Here is a 23,430-nt window from a genome sequence, read left to right as displayed (position 1 = left end):
ACCGGCCATTTTTTTAGGTCTTAGGTCTTAGGGACTTAGGTTTTAGGGCTCGGGGCTGGGCATTGAGCAAGGACTAAGCCCTAATGCCCTAAGCCCTAAAACCTATTTATAGCTGCGCTGGGTCAGCTTCACGTTTTCGAATTCGAGGTGTTCCTTGTGCAGGGTTTCCGGCACGTTGTCGCCGCGGTATTCCCAGGCGGCTACGTAGGCGAAGTTTTCGTCGTCGCGCTTGGCTTCGCCTTCTTCGGTGGCGTACTCCTCGCGGAAGTGGCCGCCGCAGCTTTCGTTGCGGTTCAGGGCGTCGTCTACCATCAGCTCACCCAGCTCCAGGAAGTCGGCCACGCGGCCGGCTTTCTCCAGGGTCTGGTTCAGCTCTTCGCCCACGCCTACCACGCGCAGGTCGCTCCAGAACTCCTTACGGAGCTGGGCAATGGCTTCCTTGGCAAAGCGCAGGCCTTCGGCGTTGCGGGCCATGCCGCAGTACTCCCACATGAGGTGGCCCAGGGCCTTGTGGAAGTCGTCGGGCGTACGCGTGCCATTGATGCTGAGCAGCTGCTTGATGCGCTGCCGCACCTGGCCTTCGGCCTCGGCAAAGGCGGGGTGGCTGGTGTCCACCGGCTTGGGCGGCGTCTGCGCCAGGTAGTCGCCAATGGTGTAGGGAATCACGAAGTAGCCGTCGGCCAGGCCCTGCATCAGGGCCGAGGCCCCGAGGCGGTTGGCGCCGTGGTCGGAGAAGTTGCACTCACCCGTGGCGTACAGGCCGGGGATGGTGGTCTGCAGGTTGTAGTCGACCCAAAGGCCGCCCATGGTGTAGTGCACGGCGGGGTAGATGCGCATGGGCATCTTATAAGGGTCTTCGTCGGTAATCTTCTCGTACATGGCAAACAGGTTGCCGTACTTCTGGCTTACCGCTTCGGCGCCGGTGCGCTTGATGATGTCGGCAAAATCCAGGTACACGGCCAGGCCCGAGGAGCCCACGCCGCGGCCTTCGTCGCACATCATCTTGGCGTTGCGCGAAGCCACGTCGCGCGGCACCAGGTTACCAAAGGCCGGGTACTTGCGCTCGAGGAAGTAGTCACGGTCGTCTTCGGCAATGTCCTGCGGCTTGATTTCGCCTTTGCGCACCCGCTCGGCCATCTCTACCGTCTTGGGTACCCACACGCGGCCGTCGTTGCGCAGCGACTCCGACATGAGCGTGAGCTTGGACTGGTAGTCGCCCGACACCGGGATGCAGGTGGGGTGAATCTGGGTAAAGCAGGGGTTGGCGAAGTAAGCACCTTTCTTGTGCGCGCGCCAGGCTGCCGTAGCATTAGAATACTTGGCGTTGGTGCTCAGGTAGAACACGTTGCCGTAGCCACCGGTAGCCAGCACCACGGCATGGGCCGCGTGCGTCTGAATCTCGCCGGTGATGAGGTTGCGGGTAACGATGCCGCGGGCGTGGCCGTCAACGATTACCACGTCCAGCAGCTCGGTGCGGGTGTAAAGCTTCACCTTGCCGTAGGCGACCTGCCGGCTCAGGGCCGAATAAGCCCCCAGCAGCAGCTGCTGCCCGGTCTGGCCGCGGGCGTAGAACGTGCGGCTCACCTGGGCTCCACCGAAGGAGCGGTTGGCCAGCAGCCCGCCGTATTCGCGGGCGAAGGGCACGCCCTGCGCCACGCACTGGTCAATGATGTTGACCGACACCTGAGCCAGGCGGTACACGTTGGCTTCGCGGGCGCGGTAGTCACCACCCTTCACCGTATCGTAGAACAGGCGGAAGATGGAGTCACCATCGTTCTGATAGTTCTTGGCCGCGTTGATGCCACCCTGGGCGGCGATGGAGTGCGCCCGACGGGGGGAATCGTGGTAGGTAAAACACTTTACGTTGTAGCCCAGCTCGGCCAGGGAGGCAGCGGCAGCGCCACCGGCCAGACCCGTGCCCACCACAATCACGTCGTATTTCCGCTTGTTGGCAGGGTTTACGAGCTTGACATTAAACTTATGCTTTTCCCACTTCTCGGCGAGGGGGCCTTCGGGAATTTTGGAATCCGGCAGCATGGCGTAGGTAATGAAGTGATGAGGGAAGAAGATACCGCTTCGCAGACGAAGCCGGCTTGCAGGTTAATAACAGTTTAGCGAGCAAATCGTCCCGCCCAACTACATTAAAACTGCCAGCTTTTCCCTCCAGGCCTTATTGAATAGCGAGGGCAATGGATTTAACAACCGGGTGTACGGTTGAGCTCAGCTCACCCCGCTCGTTGGTGAACAGGAAAAAGTACAAGGGCATGGCGGCGAAGGCGGCCGACACAATAACCGCAAAGGCGTAGCCTACAGTCTTGATAAGGGGCGTGTACTTGCGGTGGTTGAGGCCCAGCGTCTGGAAGCCGGAGCGGAAGCCGTGCCAGAGATGGTAGCCCAGGGCAATTTGAGCCGCTACGTACAGCAGCACATACCACCACTGGTGGAAGGAGCTTACTACCAGCGTGTACAGGTCGTCGTTGTTGTTGATGTCCGGGTCAAGCTCGCCGAAGCGGGCGCGCCAGAAGAAGTTGTAGAGGTGGACAATCAGGAAAATCAGGATGATGGTGCCCAGCAGCCCCATGTTGCGGGAGGTCCACTCGCTGTTCTGCTCGGCATGGTTTACGGCGTAGGCCTGCCCGCCGCGGGCCGCTTTGTTGCGGCGCGTCAGCATGATAGCCTCGTAAATGTGAAAAACGAACCCGGCAACCAGTACCCATTCGATGGTCCGAATGATAGGGTTGGTGCCCATGAAGTGTGAGTAGATGTTGAAGGCCGCGCCGTGGTCGTGCTTGAAGAGCTGAAGGTTGCCAATCAAGTGAATTACCAGGAAGGAGCACAGGAATAAGCCTGTGACGGACATGATAATCTTACGGCCAATGCTGCTGCTAAAGGTTTTCGAAATCCAACTCATAGAGGAGCCAATCGGGTGGGTGAAAGAGGTTGTTTGCGCTGCCCAAAGGTAGGGTCCACCTGCTAACCATACAATGCAGGGCCTAAAATGAAGGCTGAAGCTGTCTGCTAAAAAAAACAGAACTACCGTGTTGAATCTATCCGTGGGCGGCATCGTTTACCCACAGGGAAGCGTAGGTATAACCAGCTGAGTCAAAAAAATGTTGAGCTTTGGTTAGCTTGCGGCTTACCGGTCTGGCAGCGGCTTCTTCCTCGTTTTCTATTTGCTTATTGGATATGGTACAACTCTTTCCTCTTCGGGTGCCGGCGCTGCTGCGGTGGCCCCTGCTGTGGGTGCTGCTGCTAGGGCTTGGCCTGCTGCCAGAACTGGCGCGGGCCTCTCACATTCGCGCAGGCGACATACAGGCCCGCATCGACACCACGGGTGTGAATCCGCGTCGGGTGTTCTTCAAGATGGTGCTTTACACCGACAACGTGTCGCCGGTGCTGGAAAACAACGTCGTCATCTTTTTTGGTGATGGTACCACCACCGGCCGGCCCGGCATTGCCCGCAGCACTGCTACCCCGCTGCCCATTCCAGGCTCGCCCGATACCAGCCTCAACATCTACCTGTTTGAGCATACGTTCCCCTCTTCGGGGCGTTTTGTGGTGAGCTACATCGGCGAAAACCGCAACTCGGGGGTGCGCAACATGGATAATTCCGACCAGCAGACTTTTTACATCAGCACCACCATACAGATTGACCCGCTGCTGGGGCGCAACCGCTCGCCGGTGCTGAATGCTCCTGCAGTTGACAAAGGCGCAGTAAGCCAGGTGTTTCTTCATAATCCGGCGGCGTCGGACGCCGACGGCGACTCCCTGGCCTTTAAGCTACGCAACTGCATGCAGGTACCCGGGGGAGTAGATGCTGTCCTGAGCGCCAGCGGCAACAACCGGCCCGTACCGGTTACCTGCGCGGGCTACCGCTTACCCAACGACCAGCGGGTAACTCCCTCCATTACCCCTGTGCAGGTACCCTACAATGGCGTGCCCTCCAGCACGGGCGGCGGCCCGGCCATTTTCGACATGAATATCAATACCGGGCAGATAACCTGGAATGCACCGGTGCTGGCTGGCTTTTATAATGTCGCTTTTGTGGTGGAGGAGTGGCGACGAACCCCGTTGGGTGCCCGCCTTATTGGTGAGGTTGTGCGGGATATGCAGATTATTGTGCGGGCCACCAACAACCTGCGCCCTTCCATCACGGTGCCGGCCGATATCTGCGTAGTGGCTGGTACACCCGTTTCGGGTACCGTGACGGCCACCGATGGCGCCGGGCCCGGGCAGGCACCGTCCCCCATTACCCTCTTTGCCTACGGGGGCATGCTGCCGCCAGCTACCTTCACCCAAACGCTGGCGGGGCCGCCTTTGGCTTCGGGCACGTTCCGCTGGACGCCCGACTGCAGCAACATTGCCCAACTGCCGCACCAGGTAGTGTTTAAGGCGCAGGATACGCCCCAGAGTCCTAACGACCCGCCCCTGATAGACCAGCGGATATGGCGCATCACGGTGGTGGGCCCGCCCCCGCAAAACCTGCAGGCTGCCCGCCGCATCAGCCCCGTGGGCCTGAGCACGCTGCTGACCTGGAACCGCTACCAGTGTCAGAATGCCAGCAACATCTACATCTACCGCAAGGAAAACACCTCCCGGTTCACGCCCGGGCCCTGTGAAACCGGCATTCCGGCTTCGGCCGGCTACACCCGTATTGCGACAGTAACTGCGGCAACCCAGTCGTTTATCGACGAAAATGTAGTGAATGGCATGGCCCGTGGCCTTGACCGCGGCAAAACCTATTGCTACCGCATCTATGCCGAGTTTCCGCTGCCAGCGGGAGGGAGCAGCATCGCCTCTCAGGAAGCTTGTGTCACCTTCCCGGGGCGCAGCGCCCAGCTTACCCACGTCGATGTGGACCGCACCGATGTAAGCAACGGGCAGATTACCGTGCGCTGGACTCAGCCCCGCACTGCCTCCGACGACCTCAGCTTTGATGGTCCTGCCGGCTACCGCATCTCGCGGGCACAGAGTACCAACCCCATGGCTTTCACGCTGGTGCGCACCATCACCGACCTCAACAACACGACCTTGGTTGATACGGGGCTTAACACCCGGGATTTGCAGTATACCTATCGTCTGGAGTTCTTCTATTCCTCTGCCTCCGGCCCGGGCGCTCAGGAAGTGGTTGAGATTGCGCCAACGGCCAGCAGCGTGTACACGTCGACCGTGCCGGATGGCCTTACCAACCGCATCACCGTGAGCTGGCGCTACCAGGTGCCCTGGGACAATACCCAGCGGCCAGCTACCATCTACCGCCGCTCGCCGGGCGGAAGCTTCACAATGCTTGGTACAGCCCCCACCGGGGCAACCGGTGGCTCCTACATCGACCAGGACCCAAGCTTGCGGAAGTTCGAAACGTACTGCTACTATGTGCAAACGGAGGGCCGCTACGAAGCCACTGGGCCGCTGAGCTCTCTGCTGAACAAAAGCCAGGAGCGTTGCGCGGAGCTGACCAACCAGCCCTGCACGCCGGTGCTCACGCTGCTGCCCACCAATTGCGACAGCCTGGCGGCATTGCCGGAGTTTCCCACCTCCAGCCAGCGCTATGCCAACCGCCTGCGCTGGGTATTCGGCACCACCCCGGCAGGCTGTAACGCGTCGGCCAGCTACTACCGCATCTTCTACCGCCCCGGCAATAGCGGCCCCTTTGCTTTAATTGACTCGACCCGGCAGACGACTTACACCCACCGCGACCTGGCCGCCTCGGGTGGCTGCTACCAGGTACAAGCGGTAGACGTGAGCGGCGTGCGCAGCGAGCGCAGCAACATCGCCTGCCAGGATAACTGCGTGTTCTTCGTGCTGCCCAATATTTTCACCCCGAATGGGGATGGCCGCAACGACGTGTTCCGCCCCAAAACGGCCAGCCCGCTGCGGCGCGTCACCTTCCGGGCGTATAACCGCTGGGGTGTGAAGGTATTTGAGAATACCACCACGTCCGAGACCTTTATCAACTGGGACGGGGGCGGACCGGTAGGGGAGTCCAGTACCAGTGGAAGCCCCAAAGTGGTTGACGGCGTGTATTTCTATCAGGCGGAGGTTGAGTTTGCTGACAGCAACAATACCAAGCGTATCTACAAAGGCTGGGTGGAGGTAGCCCGATAATGGGTCCGGGTTACGGACTTACCGGATTGCCCCGGTTTCGTCGACGATTCCCTTTCGTCATCCCTTAAAAGCAAGCAAAGGCCGCCGCTGTTCAGCGGCGGCTTTTTGTTTGAGCGGGAGTTTTGATGCAGCTTGCGCCCCGATTGAGCCGGCGCTTGAAAACGTCAGCTGGCTCAACTCTCAAGGCATTCGACATATGCCCTCCGCAGCCAACAGCGAGCAGGGAATCGTCAACAACATCTGCGTACACCGAAAATTCCGACAAATCCGTGGTTCAAACAGCATTCATTTTTCCCGGCCAGGGAAGCCAGTTTCCGGGCATGGCCCGCGAGCTTTTCGAGCAAAACGAACAGGCCCGGCAGCTGCTAACGCAGGCCAATAGTATTCTGGGTTTCAGCCTGACTGACATTATGTTCACGGGCTCCGATGAAGACCTGCGCCGCACCGACGTAACCCAGCCGGCCATCTTTGTGCATTCCGTGGCGCAGTTCGTGGCCCACCCCGATGCCCGGCCCGATATGACTGCCGGGCACTCGCTGGGCGAGTTCTCGGCTCTGGTAGCCGCCGGCGTGCTGCGCTTTGAGGATGCGCTGCCGCTGGTAGCCCGCCGGGCCCAGGCCATGCAGGCCGCCTGTGAAGAGCAGCCGGGCACCATGGCCGCCATTCTGGGGCTCGACGACAGCGTGGTGGAGCGCATCTGTGCGGAAATTTCGGGCAGCGGCAACGTGGTGGTAGCTGCCAACTACAACTGCCCCGGGCAGCTGGTGATTTCGGGCTCTACGGCTGGTGTAAGCCAGGCCTGCGAAGCTTTGAAGGCGGCCGGTGCCAAGCGTGCCCTGCCACTGCCCGTAGGCGGCGCCTTTCACTCGCCGCTGATGCAGAGCGCCGCCGCCGCCCTTGCCGAGGCCATTGAGCGTACTACCTTCACTGAAGCGCGCTGCCCGGTGTACCAAAACGTAGACGCCCAGCCGCACCGCGACCCAGCCGAAATAAAAGCCAACCTGCTGCGCCAGCTCACGGCCCCGGTGCGCTGGACGCAGTCGGTGCAGCGCATGGCGGCCGATGGCGCCGACAACTTTGTAGAGTGCGGCCCCGGAAAGGTGCTACAGGGCCTGGTAAAGAAAATCGCCCCGGCTGCTGCCAGCAGCTCCCTGTAGAGTCGTTTCGGCAATATGGATACTGAGCAGGCCAGTTCAATGTTCCCTGCTTTTCCTCATCGGAAAGGCAGGGAGCCTGACAGCCGGGTAAGCGGAGCGAAAGAAGGTTCTGCGCACGTGGTGTGGGCTGCAGGGAAATGGGCCGGACCATGTCAGTAAACACCTCAACGGAAATGTCCAGCCGTGGTCTGCTGTCGGCCTGGCCTTATGGCCGCAGCCTGGGGCTGGCAGCTATGGTGCAGCTGGCATTGTTTGCCTGGGCCACGAGCTCCGGCCTGGGCGGCACCTCCGACTCGAAGCAGTACCTGCATGCCGCCGATACGCTGCGCAGCCTGGGCTACATGCTGCACCTCGACGGTACGCCTTACCGCTACTGGCCGCCGCTGTACCCACTGCTGATAACCGCCTGCGGCAGCCTGGCCATGCTGCGGGTAGTGCACGCGGCCTGCCTGCTGGGCAGCCTGTGGCTCTGGAGCTGGCTGGGGCGACGGCTGCTCCTGCCCCGCGGGGCTGCCCTGCTGCCCTGGCTGCTGGCTTTCAGCACTTCTTGGTTGGTTGTCAGCAAGTTTGTATGGGGCGAAACGGTGTTTATCCTGCTGTTTGCCGGGTACTGTGTGGCCTTGTTTCAGTGGCTGCAAACCCAGCGGACGGGCTGGATGCTGGCGGCCACGGCCCTGGGGGTGCTGTTGCCCCTGCAGCGCACCATTGGCTTGTTTTTGCTGGCGGGGGTGGGAGCGGGGCTGCTACTGTGGGCAGCCCGGCACTGGCGCCGCCTGCCTTCTGTGCTGCTGCACCTGATTATCAGCTTTGCAGGTGGCCTGGCCTGGAATTACTATGCCCTGCTTTTGGCCGCCTCCAGCGTGTATGCACCCAACCGGGGCTGGACGCAGCTCATGGTTTCGATGGCCGACTACGGCTATGTCTTCGGCCGCTGGCTGCTCCCCCTTCTGGCAGGCTGGCGGGCAGCCGGGCCGGCGTGGGCCTGGGCGCTATTGCTACTGGCGTTGCTGGTGGCTTTATGGCCCCGCCACCGGTTTAAGTCGGTTGCAACTCCTGACCACCCGGCGGGCGGTGTAACCTTAGTTGTAGCTCAGCCCTTGTTTGTGCGGCTGCTGTGGGCGGGCCTGCTGGGCTTTGTCGTGCTGATAATGGTGGCTTCCATCTTCTCGCGTAGTGCGTCGGGGCCGCACGATAGTGAGCGGTATGCCAGCGTGCTGTTTGCGCCGTTTATACTGCTGGTGCTGCGCCAAATGCAGGAGCTGCCCGGGCAGCGCATGCCGCGGCTTCAGGCTCTGCTACTCGGGCTGTTGCTAGCGTATAACATGCTGCGGGCCGGGTCCAATGCGCAGGCTCTGCGCCGCACGCCGGTACTGGAGTGGCAGGCCGATGCTGCCCTATCCTTCCCAGCGCCGCACGGGCAGCGGGTCGGGGCAGCGGCGCAGTAGCTCGTTGATGCTTAGCTGAAGGGTAGGATGTGTTACCGAGCCGGCAATTTCAGCTAAAGGCAGCAGGGCAAAGCGCCGCTCCGGCAGGCGCGGGTGGGGCAGCTGCAAGCCGGGTTCATCCAGCACCGAGCTGCCGAAAAGCAGGATGTCGACGTCGAGGGTGCGGCTGCCCCAGCGCTCCAGCCGCTCCCGGCCGGCGGCGCGCTCTACAGCGAGGCAGGCCTGCAGCAGCTCCTGCGGGGTAAGTGGGGTGTGCAGCGCCAACGCCTGGTTCAGAAAGGCGGGCTGGTCTTCCCGCCCCCAGGCGGCAGTTTCGTAGATAGCGGAACAGACCAACAGCTCTCCGGCCTGTACTGCCAGCTGCTGCCGCGCCTGGTGGAGCAGCGTGGCGCGGTCGCCCAGGTTGCTGCCCAGCAGCAGAAAAGCCTGTACGGGCTGGCTCATAGCTGGCGCTGAAAGAATTCTGCCGTGCGCTCGGCAATAAGCTGGACTGGCTCGGGCAGCTGCTGATGGGGCCAGGGGTGGGCCCCGCCAAACATGTGCGTAGCGCCCGGCACGATGAACAGCTCACCGTCGGGCCGCAGGCGGTGCAGGGTAGTAGCAGCCTCCAGCGCTACAGTTTCGTCCTGGTCGCCGTGCACCAGCAGCAGGGGCTGGCGCAGCTTGCGGCGCACGTTGTGCGGTATGTCGAGCCGGCGCCGATTGGCCAGGTAGTCTTCCACAATCTGGTAGCGCAGGGGCAGCTGCTGGCCGGTGCGCAGGTTGGGCACATGCAGCACCCCGCTACGCTGCCATTCGGCCATCAGCTGGGCAGGCCAGCGCTGGTCTACATCAGCCACAGCGGCCCAGGTAGCCACGCCCTTTACCCGCGGGTCCTCAGCTGCTTTGAGCAGGACCAGGCCGCCGCCGCGGCTGTGGCCTACCAGACCCAGGCGCGCCAGGTTCATCTCCCGGGTGGGAAGGGGGGCGGTACCAGGGGTATGCAGGGCATCCAGCAGCAGGCCCAGGTCGTCGAGCTCAATGCTGAAGTTGTTGCGCCCGAAGGCCTCCAGGTCTTCCAGGTCGCCGCTGCCGCCAATCACCACGCCGTTGTGGGAGAGGTTGAGCTTGACAAACACAAAGCCCTGCTCGGCAAAGTAGCGGGCCAGCAGCGGGAAGTGCCCCCAGTCCTTAAATCCCTTGAAGCCGTGAACGAACACCAGCACCGGCTTGGGCTGCCCGGTAGGCAAATAGGTAACATCGGCAGCAAATGGCCGCCCGTGCCGGGCGCCGTTCAGGATGAATTCAGTACTGGCAAGCATGGAGCGAAGGTAGGGGGTTGAGGTGTTGATTGTTTGATGTGCTGATGTGCTGATGTGCTGATGTGCTGATGTGCTGATGGGCTGATGGGCTGATGGGCTGATGGGCTGATGGGCTGATGGGCTTAGGAAGTGATGAGGGGAATGTGGTTACAATGGGAAAGGGTTTCATATTCAGCCAAGACGGAAGCGTAGGCAAATAGCCTTTCAAAACGGCATTGCTTGAAAACCTGGCAAGATGCTTCCTGGGCCAGTGCTTATTGGCTTAAAGCGCCAAATGCTCAGCATTACTCACCCCATCACTTCCTCACCCAATCAGCACATCAGCCCATCAGCCCATCAGCAAATCAATAATTCCCCTCATCATCCCATTACCTCATTCCGCCGTATCATTGCCCCTGCAATGCCCCCTAAGTCCACTTTTTCCCTCGACCAGATTCAGGCCCCCATCGCGGCCGAAATGGAAGAGTTCGAGCACAAGTTCCGCCAGTCGATGCGCACCCGGGTGCTGCTGCTCGACAAGATTATGGGCTACATTGTGAAGCGCAAGGGCAAGCAGATACGGCCGATGTTCGTGTTTTTCACGGCCCACATCAGCCAGCCGGTGCCCAGCGAGCGGCTGCCCGAAGCTTCCTTCCGCGGGGCGGCGCTAATTGAGCTGCTGCACACGGCCACGCTGGTGCACGACGACGTGGTGGACGAGTCGAACTACCGCCGGGGCTTCTTTTCCATTAACGCACTCTGGAAAAACAAGATAGCCGTGCTCGTGGGCGACTACCTGCTCTCGCGCGGCCTGCTGCTGGCCCTGCAGCATGAAGACTACGAGCTGCTGAAAATTGTGAGCAACGCCGTGCGCGAGCTCAGCGAAGGCGAGCTGCTGCAGATTGAAAAGGCCCGCCGCCTCGACATCACCGAGGACGTGTATTTCGAGATTATCCGCCAGAAAACCGCTTCGCTCATTGCCTCCTGCTGCGCTGTGGGCGCGGCCTCGGCCGGGGCTGATAAGGAAACCATCGAGCGAGCCCGACTTTTCGGCGAAAAGGTGGGCATTGCCTTCCAGATTAAAGACGACCTGTTCGATTACGGCACGGCCGAAATCGGCAAGCCGGTGGGCATCGACATCAAGGAGAAGAAGATGACGCTGCCCCTGATTCACGCCCTTTCACAAGCCGGCTGGCTCGACAAGCGCCGGGTGATTTTCAACGTCAAAAACAACGAAGGCCGCCGCGACCGGGTGCAGGACGTTATCGACTTCGTGAAAAAGTCCGGCGGCCTCGACTATGCCATTGCCGTAATGAAGCGCTACCGCGACGAAGCGCTGGCCATCCTGCATACCTTCCCCGAATCGGCCAGCCGTACTTCCCTGGAGCAGCTGATTAACTACACCATCGAGCGGGAAAAGTAGACCGCAGATTCTAACGGATTTGACGGATAAGAACGGATTCTGAGCCGCAGATTGTAACAGATTTGACGGTTAAGCATGGATTCAAAAGCACTTATCCTCTATCCTCTATCCTCTATCCAGTCAATAAACAAGCAAAAGGCCACTGCATGTGATGCGGTGGCCTTTTGCTTTTATTTGAACGAGCGTACCAGAATCCGTTCTTATCCGTCAAATCCGTTAGAATCTGCGGTTCAGAATCCGTGTCAATCCGTGGTTCAGACAGCGGAACCGGGTGTTACTGCGCTACCTGGTAGCTCACTTTGCCTTCGGCTACGTCGCTGACCTTAAAGGTTACGCCCTCAAAGGTGCTGTCGATTTCAATTTCGTGGGTCATCTCGCAGCCGGGGCACTTGATTTCTTCTATCTCGTGGTTTTCGGCATGCTCGGCCGAGTCGGCCATGGGGTTGGGGGCGGGCACGCCGATGAGGTCGGTGAAAACTTCGGTGTGGCACTGGTTGCACTCAAACTTGAGGCCCACGGCGCGGCCTTGCAGGTCGGCGAGGGCGGCGGGGGCGCTGGGGTTTTGCTGAATCCACATGGGCAAAGGGTGTTGAGGTAAATGGAAAGGAAAGAGGAAAACAGCCCGTCTGGGCTAGTGGGGTGTACGGCGGCCGGCAGTAAAAAGATGAGTTGCCAGGACTTGGCTTCTTCTTTCGCCGCGGCGCAGCTTGGGCTGATATAAGGCAATTGCGCCGTTAATTTGGGCAGGCCGCCGGCAATGCGGCCCCTTGCCATGAACGACGCCTCCACCACGCCCGTCCCGCCCGTACAGCTGCCGCAGGTGCCCCGCCTGCAGTCGCTGCGCAACTCCTTTCGCTTCAACGACCTGCTGCCCATTCTCGACGCTACGCTTGAAAGCGTGGGCGACACGCTGGTGATGTACATCGGTGGCGTGCGCCGCACCGTGCTCACCCGCGAGCCGGGCTTGGTGCAGCACATCCTGCAGAAAAACCACCGCAACTACGCCAAGTCGGCCTTCACCCAGGGCTTTTCGCGCTACGTGGGCCACGGCTTACTCACCAACGAAGGAGCCGACTGGCTGCGGCAGCGCCGCCTCATTCAGCCGGGCTTTCACCGGCAGCGGGTGGCAGCCCTCACCGGGCTGATGCAGGAGATAATTGAGCAGACCTTTCAGCCCCTGGCCGAGCAGGCCCAGCGGGCCGGCGGCAGCGTCGACATCAACACCCACGAGCTGATGACGCGCCTCACATTCCGCGTCATTGCCCGCTCGGTGTTCAGCACGGCTTTTAGTGATGCCGAGCTGGACCGCGCCTCGGAGCTGCTCACCCGCATTCAGGGTTTTTATGTGCGCACCATCCGCCAGCCTTATCTGCTGCCCTGGTTTAAGGTTTCGGGGAAATACCGGGAGCACGACCGGCTGACGGCCGAGCTGCGCGGCCTGCTGGCCCGCTACATCAGCCAGCGCCAGCAGGCCACGGGCAGCACCCCGCCCGACGACCTGCTGCAGATGCTGCTCGACGCCCGCTACGAGGACAGTGGCGAGGCCATGACCGACACCCAGCTGCTGGATGAGGCGCTGATTCTGGTGGTGGCCGGCCACGAGACCAGCGCCAACGCCCTCACCTGGCTGCTGCGCCTGCTGGCCCTGCACCCCCAGGAAGTACAGCACATCCGGGCCGAGGCCGAAGCTGTGCTGGGCGGCCGCCCGCCCACCTTCGCCGACCTGCCCCAGCTGGGCCGCGCCCTCTACGCCGTGCAGGAAGCCATGCGCCTCTACCCGCCGGCCTGGATGCTCGACCGCGTAGCCCTGGCCGAAGACGAGTACAACGGCCTGCGCATTGCCAAAGGCACCCTGTTTTCGGTGTACCTGCACGGCCTGCACCACGACCCCAAGCACTGGCCTCAGCCCCAGGAGTTTCAGCCGGCCCGCTTCGCGCCGGGGGCGCCCAAGCCGCTTACGCACTATGCCTACGCGCCCTTCGGCGGCGGGCCCCGCCTGTGCATAGGCATGCAGTTCGCCCTCACCGAGATGCAGCTGGTGGTGCTGGAGCTGCTGCGCCGCTTCGAGGTGGAGTGGGTGGAAGGCCAGCCGCCGGTGCTGAGTGAGCCCCTGATTACGCTGCGGCCCAAAAACGACTTTAAGGTGCGGCTGCGGGCGCGGTAGAACGTCACTCTATTGAGTGATAAAAAAGAACGTCATGCTGAGCGAAGGCGCAGCATCTTGCCCGCAACAGTAATTCCAATTAAATAAGGTTTACTCTCGTGGTAAAGATGCTTCGATTTCGCTCAGCATGACGTTCTATCATATTCACCATCACGTTCTATAGTAACGTGACCGTTCTATTCAGCTTAGTGCGCCAAGTGGTAGGTGAGCACCGGTGGGAAGGCGTGGGTAGCCACGGTTTCGGCGATGCTGGTGCGGAAGAAGCTGCTCAGGCCGGTGCGGGCGTGGGTGGGAATCACCACGAGGTCGGCATTGGTCTGGCGGGCGTATTCCTCAATGCCGGCCGTGGTGCTGCTGGCATTTACCACTACTTTCTGGGCATTGGCCAGGCCGGCGCGCTCGGCAAAGTGCTGAATATGCTGTTCGGCCGTGTGGCCGTTGGCCCCGCCGGTTACGTGCAGCAGGTGAACCGTGGCGTTGGGAAAAGCGGCGAGCACCTGCCGCAGGCCGTTGATGGCGCCGGCTGCTTCCTCGGTAAAGTCGGAGGGAAACACGATGTTGCGTACCGCAAAGCCTTGCTGCTGGTGCTTGACCGAGAGCACGGGGCAGGGCGCCAGCCGAATCAGGCGCTCGGTGTTGGAGCCCACGAAGAAGTTTTCCATGGCCCCGTGGCCCTGGGCGCCCATCACCACCAGGTCGATGCCGTGGCGCTGAATGGCGCTCAGGATGCCGTCGCCGATGCGGTTGACTTCAACGGCGTCCTGCACCGTGACGCCGGGAGCGAGGCGGGCGGCTTCGCCCTTTAGAGCCTGCAGGCGGCGCTTGGTTACCTCCATGAGCTTGATGGTGAAAATCTGGTCGATGCCGCCGTTGCTGTTGGGCAGCTCGCTGCCGTTCACCGGCCCGCCATAGGCGCTGAAGTTGGCCGTGGCTACGTCGGGCGTTTCCAGCACGTGCAGCGCGGTAACGCTGCCGCCGGTTTGCTGGGCCAGCTGCAGCGCTACTTCCAGCGCGTAGTGCGACTCGGCCGAAAAATCGGTGGGAACCAGGATGTTCTTCATGGGGTGGTGGGGTAAGGTGGTTTGGGAAAACAGGTGTAATTGTGTGCCGGCAAGGTACTATATTCCTGCATAGAAGCACAAGCGTAGGGGGCTTATCAGGAAGGCAACAAGTGTCTCTTCATCAATTCCTCATGTTTCGCAGGCCCAATCCGTAACGCGGAATTCCATTCCGCGCTCCAGCCGAACCGGGCGCGGAATGGAATTCCGCGTTACGGGTGCTTACTCCTTCAGCAGCTTGTCTACGGTGCGGTTGAAGCCGGCAATTTCCTCCTCGTAGTACTTCCCGGTGCCGGGGCCGGAGAAGCCGGTATGGATTTTCCGCACGGCGCCTTTCTTATCCAGGAAGATGGTGGTAGGGAAAGCCAGCACCTTAGCCAGCTGCGGTAGGGACTTGGCGGCCGAGTCCTTGTTGGCCACCCCGGCCACGGCCAGCTCGTAGCCGATGTTGTACCGCTCGCGCAGCTTGCGCAGGCGCTCCGAGGCCTTCTTGTAGTCGGAGCTGCGCTCGTAGCCCAGGCCGATGACCTCCACGCCCCGGGCCTTGTTTTTCTCATACCAGGGCGCCAGGAAGGCGGTTTCGTCCATGCAGTTGGGGCACCAGGAGCCCAGGAGCTGAACGACTACCACCTTGCCCTTGTACCGGGGCCCGTCGGGCTCCACCACGCCGCCTTCGAAGATGCTTGGGAACTTGAAGCTCAGCCGGCTTTCGCCCTTTTTGAGGTAGGTGAGGGTGTCGGCATCGGGCAGCTTGGCTTTAGGGTCGAGCACGGCGGTAAAGGTTTCGTGACCGGACTTGCCGGAGTAGAAATGGCCTTTTAAACGTTTACCTAAAGCTCCTTCTAAAGGGGAATCGAATAGAAAAGCATGATTTCCATCGAAGGTTGATAGAAGTAGGTGGAAATCCTTATTTCGCATCACAATGTTCCCTGACAGATATCGATAATCACCAGTAGTTGTAAGGAATGTACCTAGCACGCCGTGAAAACTGCCTTTGCCCTCCATTTTGAGAACCCCTATGGCAGGGTAATTCTTACCCTCTTCATCTGTGAACACTGCCCGATAAGTAGCTCCTTTAGCCAACTGCGCCAAATAACCAGGAGTCATTTTGTTAACATTCGTCCCATCCTCAGTAAATAGTGCCATTGGCTCACCTGCCCTCGCCACCAGCGGCACCCGATACGGCGTCTTGGCATCGTACTTCACCCACACGCCTTTGAGCTTGTCGGCCCCGTCGGCCCGTACCACCAGCGCGGCGTCGAACACGTGCAGCTTAATGGTAGTAGAATCGCCGGCCGCGCTTATTTCGTCGCAGCGCAGGCGCTCCTCGCCATTCAGGCCTTTGTTAATCAGATAAACCACCGGCTTGCCGGCTTCGGTTTTTACTTCGAACAGGAAAGGGATTTTCTGGCCCTGGGCGCTGAGCTCGCCGCGCCAGGGGCCTTCTTTCAGCGCGGGCGCCGCGGCGGCTGTATCGGCTTTGTCGTTTTCAGAAGGGGAGGAGTGGCAGCCGGCCAGGCCCAGTCCCAGGGCCGTGGTGGCCAGCAAGCCAGGAAGAAAGTTTTTCATCATCATCGTTAAAAATCATCAGGCAAGCTGCAATAACCGCCTTCCAGGGCAATTGGTTATTATAACGCCACACCGAAACCTGCGTTTAATCCCCAGTTAATGCAAAACGCGCAGACCGGTTAGGTCCTAACTTATCGACGGTGCTACATTTGCACCAATCACCTTATTTACCCCACTCTCCTATGGCTTTCGACCTGGAAATGATACGTGCCGTGTACGCTGGCATGGGTTCCCGCATCGAGGCTGCCCGCACTGCCGTGGGCCGGCCACTTACTCTTACCGAGAAAATCCTCTACGCCCACCTCTACGGGGGCACCGTGAGCCAGGCCTACGAGCGCGGCGTTTCCTACGTTGATTTCGCCCCCGACCGGGTGGCCATGCAGGACGCCACCGCCCAGATGGCGCTGCTCCAGTTCATGCAGGCCGGCAAGGCTACGGCCGCCGTGCCCAGCACCGTCCACTGCGACCACCTCATCCAGGCCAAGGACGGCGCCACCGCCGACCTGGCCGAAGCCAACGCCGAAAACCGCGAGGTGTACGACTTCCTGGCCTCGGTATCCAACAAGTACGGCATCGGCTTCTGGAAGCCCGGCGCCGGCATCATCCACCAGGTGGTGCTCGAGAACTACGCCTTCCCCGGCGGCATGATGATTGGCACCGACTCCCACACCCCCAACGCGGGCGGCCTGGGCATGATTGCCATCGGCGTGGGCGGTGCCGACGCTGTAGACGTAATGGCCGGCATGGCCTGGGAGCTGAAGTTCCCCAAGGTTATCGGCGTGAAGCTGACCGGCAAGATGAACGGCTGGACGTCCGCCAAGGACGTTATCCTGAAAGTAGCCGGCATCCTCACCGTAAAGGGCGGCACCGGCGCCATCGTGGAGTACTTCGGCGAGGGTGCCGAAAGCCTCTCGGCCACCGGCAAGGGCACCATCTGCAACATGGGCGCCGAAATCGGGGCCACCACCTCGGTGTTTGCCTACGACGAGAAGATGGGCGACTACCTGCGCGGCACCGGCCGCGCCGACATCGCCGAGCTGGCGGGGGCCGTGCGCCAGCACCTGCGTGCCGACGACGAAATCTACACCCAGCCCGAGCGTTTCTTCGACCAGCTCATCGAAATCGACCTCAACACCCTGGAGCCCTACGTGAACGGCCCCTTCACGCCGGACGCCGCCTGGCCCATCTCGCAGTTTGCCGCCGCCGTGCGCGAGCATGGCTGGCCCGAAAAGCTGGAAGTGGGGCTCATCGGCTCCTGCACCAACTCCTCGTATGAGGACATCACCCGCGCCGCCAGCATCGCCGCCCAGGCGGTGCAAAAGGGCTTGCACGTGAACGCCGAGTTCACCATCACGCCCGGCTCGGAGCTGGTGCGCTACACCGTGGCCCGCGACGGCCTGCTCGACACCTTCGCCGAGATGGGCGGCGTGGTGCTGGCCAACGCCTGCGGCCCCTGCATCGGGCAGTGGGCCCGCCACACCGACGACCCCAAGCGCAAGAACTCCATCATCACGAGCTTCAACCGCAACTTCGCCAAGCGCAACGACGGCAACCCCAACACCCACGCCTTCGTGGCCTCGCCCGAAATCGTGACGGCCTTCGCCATTGCCGGCGACCTGACCTTCAACCCCCTCACCGACACGCTGGCCGGTGCCAATGGCCCCGTGAAGCTCGACGAGCCCCGGGGCGTGGAGATGCCGCCCCGCGGCTTCGCCGTGGAGGATGCCGGCTTCCAGGCGCCCGCCGCCGACGGCTCCGCGGTGCAGGTGATTGTGGACCCGGCCTCCGACCGCCTGGAGCTGCTGGAGCCCTTCCGCCCCTGGGAAGGCAGCGACCTGATGGGCCTGCGCCTGCTCATCAAGGCCCAGGGCAAGTGTACCACCGACCACATTTCCATGGCCGGCCCCTGGCTGCGCTTCCGTGGCCACCTGGACAACATCTCCAACAACATGCTCATCGGGGCCACCAACGCCTTCAACGGCAAGGCCAACGAGGTGCGCGACTGGGTAAGCCAGGGCGAGGCCTACGTGCCCGTGCCCCAGGCCGCCCGCAACTACAAGGCCATGGGCATCGGCTCGGTGGTGGTCGGCGACGAGAACTACGGCGAAGGCAGCTCGCGCGAGCACGCCGCCATGGAGCCCCGCCACCTGGGCGTGCGCGCCGTGATTGTGAAGAGCTTCGCCCGCATCCACGAAACCAACCTCAAGAAGCAGGGCATGCTGGCCCTGACCTTCGCCAACAAGGCCGACTACGACCTCATCGAGGAAGGCGACATGATTGACATCCTGGGCCTGACCAGCTTTACTCCCGGCCAGCCCCTGCAGGCCCGCCTGCACCACACCGATGGCGACACCGACCTCATCACCCTCAACCACACCTACAACGAGGGCCAGATTGAGTGGTTCCGGGCCGGCTCGGCCCTGAACCTGATTCGCCTGAAGGAAAGCGGCGGCGCTCAGCTGTCGCAGAAGTAATTCCCGCCGGTTTCCGGCTAAGTGAAACGGCCGCCTCGGAGAAATCCGGGGCGGCCGTTTACATTCGTTCTCAGTCAGTAAAGTCCGTAGTTATGAATTATAAGCAGCTGCTAATCGGGGGGGTAATGCTACTGACGCTGCATGGTTTTACAGGAAGGGTTGACAAGGAGGAAGAGGGCTGTATGAAGGGCCGCATTCTTTATTCAGTGGCTGATTATGGCAGAGGCTGGAATTATAAAAACGTGGATTTTAAGCCGGAATATGCGCAGCTGTTCGATTCGCTGACGCACGCGCCGCTGTTCAACTTCATCTGCTCGGGAGAAATAGCCGGCTTGCCCCGAAAAACCAGGGAAAGGCAAAACCGAAAGGGAATGAGGTTGCCCAGGCTTGGGCAAACTCAGCAGTCGATAATTGAGCCGGTTTTCATGAATCTCAGCAATTTCGATGGCTTATACGGTACCAGGATATATTATTCAGGCGCCATAAAATCCGTAAGGTTCAGTTGCGGGTACCCGCGTAGTATGTTCCTGATTGCCGGCAACAGCTACTATAAGTTGAGCAACGATACCATTGAAAATAAGCGGCTGATTGGGGAGAAACTGCACGGAAGCTTCAGCCAGGCTGAAGTTCTTAAGATGCAGCGCAGCTACAACCGGGGGTGGATTTGCTCATATTACACCTTCCTTCCTCCGGAGCTAATTAAGAATGGCCGCCGCGTGGTGTTAAGCCTCGACTCTTTGACCCTTAACTAATAAATACGGCCGCGCGCTCACGTCGCTCTTTCGGACCCCTGCTCTTTCGGAGTTGTACTCCGAAAGGCCGCCTGCTGGGGAGTTGTACTCCCCATCGTTGAACGATGACCGTGGAACGATTTTGTTCTGACGTCGCGGAGTACAACTCCGCAGCAGGCCGGCTTTCGGAGTGCAACTCCGAAAGAGCGGCGTTATACTTACCTTGGGCGCATGGGCCTGAAAAACCGCATTTTTCCGGACAACATCTACTTTCTTACCATGACTGTGGTGGACTGGGTGGACGTGTTTACCCGCCCCACATACCGGCACATCATCGTGGAAGGGCTGCGGTACTGCCAGCAGCACAAAGGCTTGGAGCTGTACGCATGGTGCCTGATGAGCAACCACCTCCACTTGATTGCCGGCGCCAAAGAAGGTAAAAGCCTATCGGATATTCTGCGCGATTTCAAGCGCTTCACCAGCCGGGCTATTACCGAATCTATTCAGCGCGACCCGGAAAGCCGGCGGCAATGGATGTTGCACCGCTTCGGGTATAATGCATGGGTGGATGCCAAAAGCCAGACCTTCAAGTTCTGGCAGGAAGGCAATGAAGCCAAGGAGTTGCGCAGCCCGGAGTTCACCATGCAAAAGCTGCATTACCTGCACCAGAACCCCGTGCGGGCTGAGCTGGTAACCGAGGCCGAGCATTATTTGTACAGCTCCGCTTCCAATTATGCCGAGCAGGGTGGGCTGCTGGATGTGCTGTTCCTGGGATAAGCTGCGCTCCTAGCTGTTTCGTAGCTCTTTCGGAGTTGTACTCCGAAAGTACCCCTGCTGGGGAGTTGTACTCCCCATCGTTGAACGATGACCGTGGAACGATTTTGTTCTGAGGTCGCGGAGTACAACTCCGCAGCAGGCCGGCTTTCGGAGTACAACTCCGAAAGAGCGTAGGAGCGGCTGAGCGGCACAAGCAGGACTTGGAGACCTACTCCGGTACGGCAATGCGCACCTGCGTGCCCTGCCCGGGGCGCGACTGCACCCGCAGCTGCCCATTGAGCAGCCCGACGCGGGCCTGGATGTTTTTCCAGCCCAGGCCTTTGGATTGCGTAAGCAGCCGGGTGTCGAAGCCCTTGCCGTTGTCGGCCATCTCTACCAGCAGCTGGGGTCCGCTGCGGTAAAGGCGGAGGCTGATTTCACTGGCATCGGCGTGGCGCAGCATGCCGTTCACCACTTCCTGCACCACGCGGTAAAGCGCCAGCTCGAAGGTGCGCGGGAAGCTGGCCTGCTGCAGCTCGGGGCCGAGGTGCAGGTGCAGCTGCACGGTACCGGTTTGGTTTACGCGGTGGCTGAGCTCGCGCAGGGCCCGCAGCAGGCCGAAGTTCAGCTCGTCGGGAATGAGGTTGTGCGACACCGAGCGGACCTCCTTGATGGTTTGGTCGACCAGCGTGAGGGCCTGGGCGGCGTGGGCGGGGGCGTCGGGCCCGCCTTCCTGCAGCTCCGACACGTACATGCGCACCACGGCCAGGTGCTGGCCCACGCCGTCGTGCAGGTCGCGGGCCAGGCGCACGCGCTCCTGCTGCTCGCCATCGAACAGGGCCTGGTTGCGGGCCAGGGCCTCGCGGTGGTGGCGGCGCAGGCGGCGGTAGTGCCCGCCCACCCCGCCCAGCAGCAGCAGGGCCAGCCCGCTGCCCCCGGCCAGGTTGAGGGTGCGCTGCCGGTCCTGCTCGGCTTTTTGCTGGGCCAGGGCGCGCAGGCGGTTTTCGTAGCGCAGCTGCTCGTTTTCGCGCTCCTTTTTCTGGGTGTCGTACTTCACCTGCAGCTCCGAAAGCTGGCGGTGGCGCTCGGCGTTCACGAAGCTGTCTTTCTGGGCGATGAAGGCCTTCTGGTAGTCGTAGGCCGCCCGGTAGCGGCCGGCCTGGGCGGCGCCCTGGGCCAGGGTGCCGTAGGCGGCGGCCACCAGCTCCTGGGCCGGGAGGCGGCGGGCAATGGTCAGGGCCTGCTGCAGGAAAGGCTCGGCGACGGCGGGCTGGCCGCTTTCGAGGTAAGTGTTGCCCAGGTTGTTGAGGGTGGCCGCTTCGAGCCAGGCGTCGCTGGTCTGGCGGGCAATGGCCAGGGCGCGCCGGGTACTGGCGATGCTGGCCGGGAAGTCGTTCTGGCGCTTCTGTACGATGGCGAGGTTGCTCAGCGCCATGGCCACGTTGTGCGGCTGCCGGGCCTGCTCGTAGAACCGCAGGGCCTGCTGGTAATAGGTGCGGGCCCGGCCATACTGCTTCCACTGCTCGTACACTACCCCCTTGTTGTTGTTGCAGTCGGCCAGCAGGGCGGGGTCGGCCAGGGCGTGGGCTTCGCGCTCGGCCTGCTCGTAGTAGCGCAAAGCTTCCTCCGAGCGGCCCCAGTTCTGGAACAGGGTGCCGATGTTGTTGCCCACCTTGGCGGCAAAGCGACGCTCGCGGGCGGCCTCGGCCAGGGCCAGGGCCTGCTGGTAGAAGCCCAGCGCCCGGGGGTTGTTGCCCTGGTCGCCGGCCACGTTGCCCAGGTTATTGTAGGCCCGCAGCAGGTTGATGGTGTCCGGGTGGGGGCGGGTGGCCCGAGCCAGGCGCGCCGACTGGTTCAGCACGGTGATGGCCGAGTCGAACTGCCCCCGCTGGTAGGAACGAATGCCCCGCTGCAGGGCCCGGGCGGCCGGGGACAGGGTATCGGCTGGGGCCGGACTCGCCCTCAGGCCAGTCGCGTTGAGACCAAAAGGCACAAACAACAGCAAAACACGCAGAGCAATGGAAGGCATGGTACACGCAATCAGGGAAATCCAACCATAAAATAAGCAGATTCAGTAGTTAGAATAGCTAATCTGGGCTAATATGATTTCGTATTGGGTAGTCGTACTGTGGACTTTGACTAAGGCAAAGGCACTTTTCTTACAATACAGTTCTCCTGCCAGCCCGTGGGTGTGCAACGCCTATTCGTGCCGGGGCTCCATTTTCAACCGTAAAGCTGTCGCCTTAATTTAGTAGAGATAAGCTGATTGTGAGGTGACTGGAAGGGGCGCACGAACGCGCCCGTAGGGGAGACTGCCAGCGTCAGGCTCAAATAAACCGGTCCCGCCGGCTCGAAAGCCAGTGGGGCCACTAGGGGTGTAACCAAGGGGAGGCCGTGGCTCTTTAAGAGTTGTACTCCCCAATCGTTCAGCGGGCGGAGGGCAACTGCAAAAGAGCAAGAGCCGTCCCAGACTCCTCTGGGGCGGCTCTTGCTGTTTCTGCGCGTAGTAGCTGAGCAGCTAGTTCCTAAAAACCTCAGCTAGCGCACAAGACCTTGGCTTGTGCGGGCTTGCGGCGGGTAGGTACCAGCAGCAACCTCATCCAGTAAAAATGAGGCCTTAGTCTGATGGGCCGGCAGGGTAAAGCGCACCGTGGGCTTCGTAAACAGAGTAAGCTTATGGTTGAGCCATGAGGGTAGCGTAGCGCGCCTCTCAGTATAAAAGCCCCAAGTCTTTCCTCATTGTAAGCCAATACAGGCATTCCTAAGACAGCGTGGAGTTACAAGAGCGTTTTATAATTCGATAATTAGACAAATGTCTAATTAATGCGTATGTTTGTGGCGTGAACACGCTCTTCAAAGCTTTAAACGACCCCACCCGCCGTGCTATGCTGGAGCTGCTGCGCCAGGGACCCCGCACTGCGGGCGAAATCGCGGAGCATTTCAGCTTTTCCAAGCCCACCATCAGCCACCACCTTGACCTGCTACGGCAAGCCGACCTGGTGAGCAGCGACAAGCAGGGGCAGTACGTGACGTACACCCTGAATATGACCGTGATGGACGAGCTGCTGGGCTGGCTGCTGCAATTTAAATCTGACACGTAACCTAGACACTGCAAATCATGAAAACCTCATTTTCAATCTGGCAGCTGCTCACCCTTCTGGTGCTGGCAGCTCCCTCCCTGTATTTAGAGGGTGTTAATGACTTATTGAGGAAATTCGGGGATGAAAAAGCCCCGACCAGCCTATCCAAGTGACGTTACGGACGAGGA

General features: G+C 61.0%; 18 protein-coding genes. 10 read left to right on the top strand and 8 right to left on the bottom strand.

The features are described from left to right. Nucleotides 1-102: 102 nt before the first annotated feature. Both ABD919_RS11605 and ABD919_RS11600 read right to left on the bottom strand, forming a co-directional pair. Entirely contained in the window at nucleotides 103-2,037 is a 1,935-nt protein-coding gene (locus ABD919_RS11605; protein ID WP_345236177.1) for a fumarate reductase/succinate dehydrogenase flavoprotein subunit, read from the bottom strand. A gap of 133 nt (nucleotides 2,038-2,170) precedes the next feature. Then, nucleotides 2,171-2,911, bottom strand: coding sequence for a succinate dehydrogenase cytochrome b subunit (locus ABD919_RS11600; RefSeq protein ID WP_345236176.1), 741 nt, complete (start codon nucleotides 2,909-2,911; stop codon nucleotides 2,171-2,173). 275 nt (nucleotides 2,912-3,186) lie between these two features. Between ABD919_RS11600 and ABD919_RS11595 the strand changes: the two genes are divergently transcribed. The 3 genes from ABD919_RS11595 to ABD919_RS11585 all read left to right on the top strand — a co-directional run bounded on the left by ABD919_RS11595 (nucleotide 3,187) and on the right by ABD919_RS11585 (nucleotide 8,707). Next, complete coding sequence (locus ABD919_RS11595; protein WP_345236175.1) at nucleotides 3,187-6,105, top strand: T9SS type B sorting domain-containing protein; 2,919 nt, start codon at nucleotides 3,187-3,189, stop codon at nucleotides 6,103-6,105. 269 nt (nucleotides 6,106-6,374) lie between these two features. Beyond that, nucleotides 6,375-7,262 carry an ACP S-malonyltransferase gene (gene fabD, locus ABD919_RS11590; protein ID WP_345236174.1) on the top strand — a complete coding sequence of 296 codons (888 nt, stop codon included), beginning with the start codon at nucleotides 6,375-6,377 and terminating at the stop codon, nucleotides 7,260-7,262. A 173-nt stretch (nucleotides 7,263-7,435) separates the two neighbouring features. Continuing rightward, a complete protein-coding gene (locus ABD919_RS11585; protein WP_345236173.1) occupies nucleotides 7,436-8,707 on the top strand; it encodes an ArnT family glycosyltransferase in 1,272 nt (423 codons plus the stop codon). Here ABD919_RS11585 and folK read toward each other — a convergent pair. Continuing rightward, nucleotides 8,657-9,151 carry a 2-amino-4-hydroxy-6-hydroxymethyldihydropteridine diphosphokinase gene (gene folK / locus ABD919_RS11580; RefSeq protein ID WP_345236172.1) on the bottom strand — a complete coding sequence of 165 codons (495 nt, stop codon included), beginning with the start codon at nucleotides 9,149-9,151 and terminating at the stop codon, nucleotides 8,657-8,659. The genes ABD919_RS11585 and folK overlap by 51 nt on opposite strands. Then, nucleotides 9,148-10,008 (bottom strand): alpha/beta hydrolase family protein, encoded by an 861-nt coding sequence (locus ABD919_RS11575; RefSeq protein ID WP_345236171.1) that lies wholly within the window; start codon nucleotides 10,006-10,008, stop codon nucleotides 9,148-9,150. Before ABD919_RS11575 ends, folK begins: the two co-directional genes overlap by 4 nt. Nucleotides 10,009-10,408: 400 nt before the next feature. Between ABD919_RS11575 and ABD919_RS11570 the strand changes: the two genes are divergently transcribed. Continuing rightward, nucleotides 10,409-11,410 (top strand): polyprenyl synthetase family protein, encoded by a 1,002-nt coding sequence (locus tag ABD919_RS11570; protein ID WP_345236170.1) that lies wholly within the window; start codon nucleotides 10,409-10,411, stop codon nucleotides 11,408-11,410. A gap of 274 nt (nucleotides 11,411-11,684) precedes the next feature. Here ABD919_RS11570 and ABD919_RS11565 read toward each other — a convergent pair whose 3' ends face one another. Next, nucleotides 11,685-11,987, bottom strand: a complete 303-nt coding sequence (locus ABD919_RS11565) for a hypothetical protein (RefSeq protein WP_345236169.1) — start codon at nucleotides 11,985-11,987, stop codon at nucleotides 11,685-11,687. A 195-nt stretch (nucleotides 11,988-12,182) separates the two neighbouring features. Between ABD919_RS11565 and ABD919_RS11560 the strand changes: the two genes are divergently transcribed. Beyond that, nucleotides 12,183-13,574, top strand: coding sequence for a cytochrome P450 (locus tag ABD919_RS11560; protein WP_345236168.1), 1,392 nt, complete (start codon nucleotides 12,183-12,185; stop codon nucleotides 13,572-13,574). A gap of 185 nt (nucleotides 13,575-13,759) precedes the next feature. On the opposite strand, the gene ABD919_RS11555 is transcribed toward ABD919_RS11560, so the two are convergent. Together ABD919_RS11555 and ABD919_RS11550 are read right to left on the bottom strand one after the other, a co-directional pair. After that, nucleotides 13,760-14,635 (bottom strand): universal stress protein, encoded by an 876-nt coding sequence (locus ABD919_RS11555; RefSeq protein WP_345236167.1) that lies wholly within the window; start codon nucleotides 14,633-14,635, stop codon nucleotides 13,760-13,762. Nucleotides 14,636-14,854: 219 nt separating this feature from the next. Continuing rightward, a complete protein-coding gene (locus tag ABD919_RS11550; protein ID WP_345236166.1) occupies nucleotides 14,855-16,201 on the bottom strand; it encodes a TlpA disulfide reductase family protein in 1,347 nt (448 codons plus the stop codon). 182 nt (nucleotides 16,202-16,383) lie between these two features. Here ABD919_RS11550 and ABD919_RS11545 point away from each other — a divergent pair, with 182 nt between their 5' ends. The 3 genes from ABD919_RS11545 (at nucleotide 16,384) to ABD919_RS11535 (ending at nucleotide 20,183) form a co-directional block, all read left to right on the top strand. After that, nucleotides 16,384-18,675, top strand: a complete 2,292-nt coding sequence (locus ABD919_RS11545; RefSeq protein ID WP_345236165.1) for an aconitate hydratase — start codon at nucleotides 16,384-16,386, stop codon at nucleotides 18,673-18,675. A gap of 125 nt (nucleotides 18,676-18,800) precedes the next feature. Continuing rightward, nucleotides 18,801-19,427 (top strand): hypothetical protein, encoded by a 627-nt coding sequence (locus tag ABD919_RS11540; protein WP_345236164.1) that lies wholly within the window; start codon nucleotides 18,801-18,803, stop codon nucleotides 19,425-19,427. 210 nt (nucleotides 19,428-19,637) lie between these two features. Next, nucleotides 19,638-20,183 (top strand): REP-associated tyrosine transposase, encoded by a 546-nt coding sequence (locus tag ABD919_RS11535; protein WP_345236163.1) that lies wholly within the window; start codon nucleotides 19,638-19,640, stop codon nucleotides 20,181-20,183. A 208-nt stretch (nucleotides 20,184-20,391) separates the two neighbouring features. Here ABD919_RS11535 and ABD919_RS11530 read toward each other — a convergent pair whose 3' ends face one another. Further along, nucleotides 20,392-22,191 carry a tetratricopeptide repeat-containing sensor histidine kinase gene (locus tag ABD919_RS11530; RefSeq protein WP_345236162.1) on the bottom strand — a complete coding sequence of 600 codons (1,800 nt, stop codon included), beginning with the start codon at nucleotides 22,189-22,191 and terminating at the stop codon, nucleotides 20,392-20,394. Nucleotides 22,192-23,002: 811 nt separating this feature from the next. On the opposite strand from ABD919_RS11530, the gene ABD919_RS11525 reads away from it, so the two are divergent. Further along, the gene (locus tag ABD919_RS11525; RefSeq protein WP_345236161.1) at nucleotides 23,003-23,263 is read left to right on the top strand and encodes an autorepressor SdpR family transcription factor; all 261 of its coding nucleotides are present in this window, start codon (nucleotides 23,003-23,005) and stop codon (nucleotides 23,261-23,263) included. Nucleotides 23,264-23,280: 17 nt separating this feature from the next. Continuing rightward, entirely contained in the window at nucleotides 23,281-23,415 is a 135-nt protein-coding gene (locus ABD919_RS11520; RefSeq protein WP_345236160.1) for a hypothetical protein, read from the top strand. The last annotated feature ends 15 nt before the right edge of the window (nucleotides 23,416-23,430 follow it).

This window comes from Hymenobacter saemangeumensis, from assembly GCF_039541835.1.
Lineage (GTDB): Bacteria > Bacteroidota > Bacteroidia > Cytophagales > Hymenobacteraceae > Hymenobacter > Hymenobacter saemangeumensis.
This window is presented reverse-complemented; position numbering and strand designations above follow the sequence as displayed.

Coding starts and splice junctions, on each gene's coding strand:
- folK (WP_345236172.1), bottom strand. CDS start 9,151: ATGAGCCAGCCCGTACAGGCTTTTCTGCTGCTGGGCAGCAACCTGGGC.
- ABD919_RS11585 (WP_345236173.1), top strand. CDS start 7,436: ATGTCCAGCCGTGGTCTGCTGTCGGCCTGGCCTTATGGCCGCAGCCTG.
- ABD919_RS11570 (WP_345236170.1), top strand. CDS start 10,409: ATGCCCCCTAAGTCCACTTTTTCCCTCGACCAGATTCAGGCCCCCATC.
- ABD919_RS11605 (WP_345236177.1), bottom strand. CDS start 2,037: ATGCTGCCGGATTCCAAAATTCCCGAAGGCCCCCTCGCCGAGAAGTGG.
- ABD919_RS11555 (WP_345236167.1), bottom strand. CDS start 14,635: ATGAAGAACATCCTGGTTCCCACCGATTTTTCGGCCGAGTCGCACTAC.
- ABD919_RS11550 (WP_345236166.1), bottom strand. CDS start 16,201: ATGAAAAACTTTCTTCCTGGCTTGCTGGCCACCACGGCCCTGGGACTG.
- ABD919_RS11600 (WP_345236176.1), bottom strand. CDS start 2,911: ATGAGTTGGATTTCGAAAACCTTTAGCAGCAGCATTGGCCGTAAGATT.
- ABD919_RS11595 (WP_345236175.1), top strand. CDS start 3,187: ATGGTACAACTCTTTCCTCTTCGGGTGCCGGCGCTGCTGCGGTGGCCC.
- ABD919_RS11540 (WP_345236164.1), top strand. CDS start 18,801: ATGCTACTGACGCTGCATGGTTTTACAGGAAGGGTTGACAAGGAGGAA.
- ABD919_RS11565 (WP_345236169.1), bottom strand. CDS start 11,987: ATGTGGATTCAGCAAAACCCCAGCGCCCCCGCCGCCCTCGCCGACCTG.
- ABD919_RS11535 (WP_345236163.1), top strand. CDS start 19,638: ATGGGCCTGAAAAACCGCATTTTTCCGGACAACATCTACTTTCTTACC.
- ABD919_RS11530 (WP_345236162.1), bottom strand. CDS start 22,191: ATGCCTTCCATTGCTCTGCGTGTTTTGCTGTTGTTTGTGCCTTTTGGT.
- ABD919_RS11520 (WP_345236160.1), top strand. CDS start 23,281: ATGAAAACCTCATTTTCAATCTGGCAGCTGCTCACCCTTCTGGTGCTG.
- ABD919_RS11545 (WP_345236165.1), top strand. CDS start 16,384: ATGGCTTTCGACCTGGAAATGATACGTGCCGTGTACGCTGGCATGGGT.
- ABD919_RS11575 (WP_345236171.1), bottom strand. CDS start 10,008: ATGCTTGCCAGTACTGAATTCATCCTGAACGGCGCCCGGCACGGGCGG.
- ABD919_RS11560 (WP_345236168.1), top strand. CDS start 12,183: ATGAACGACGCCTCCACCACGCCCGTCCCGCCCGTACAGCTGCCGCAG.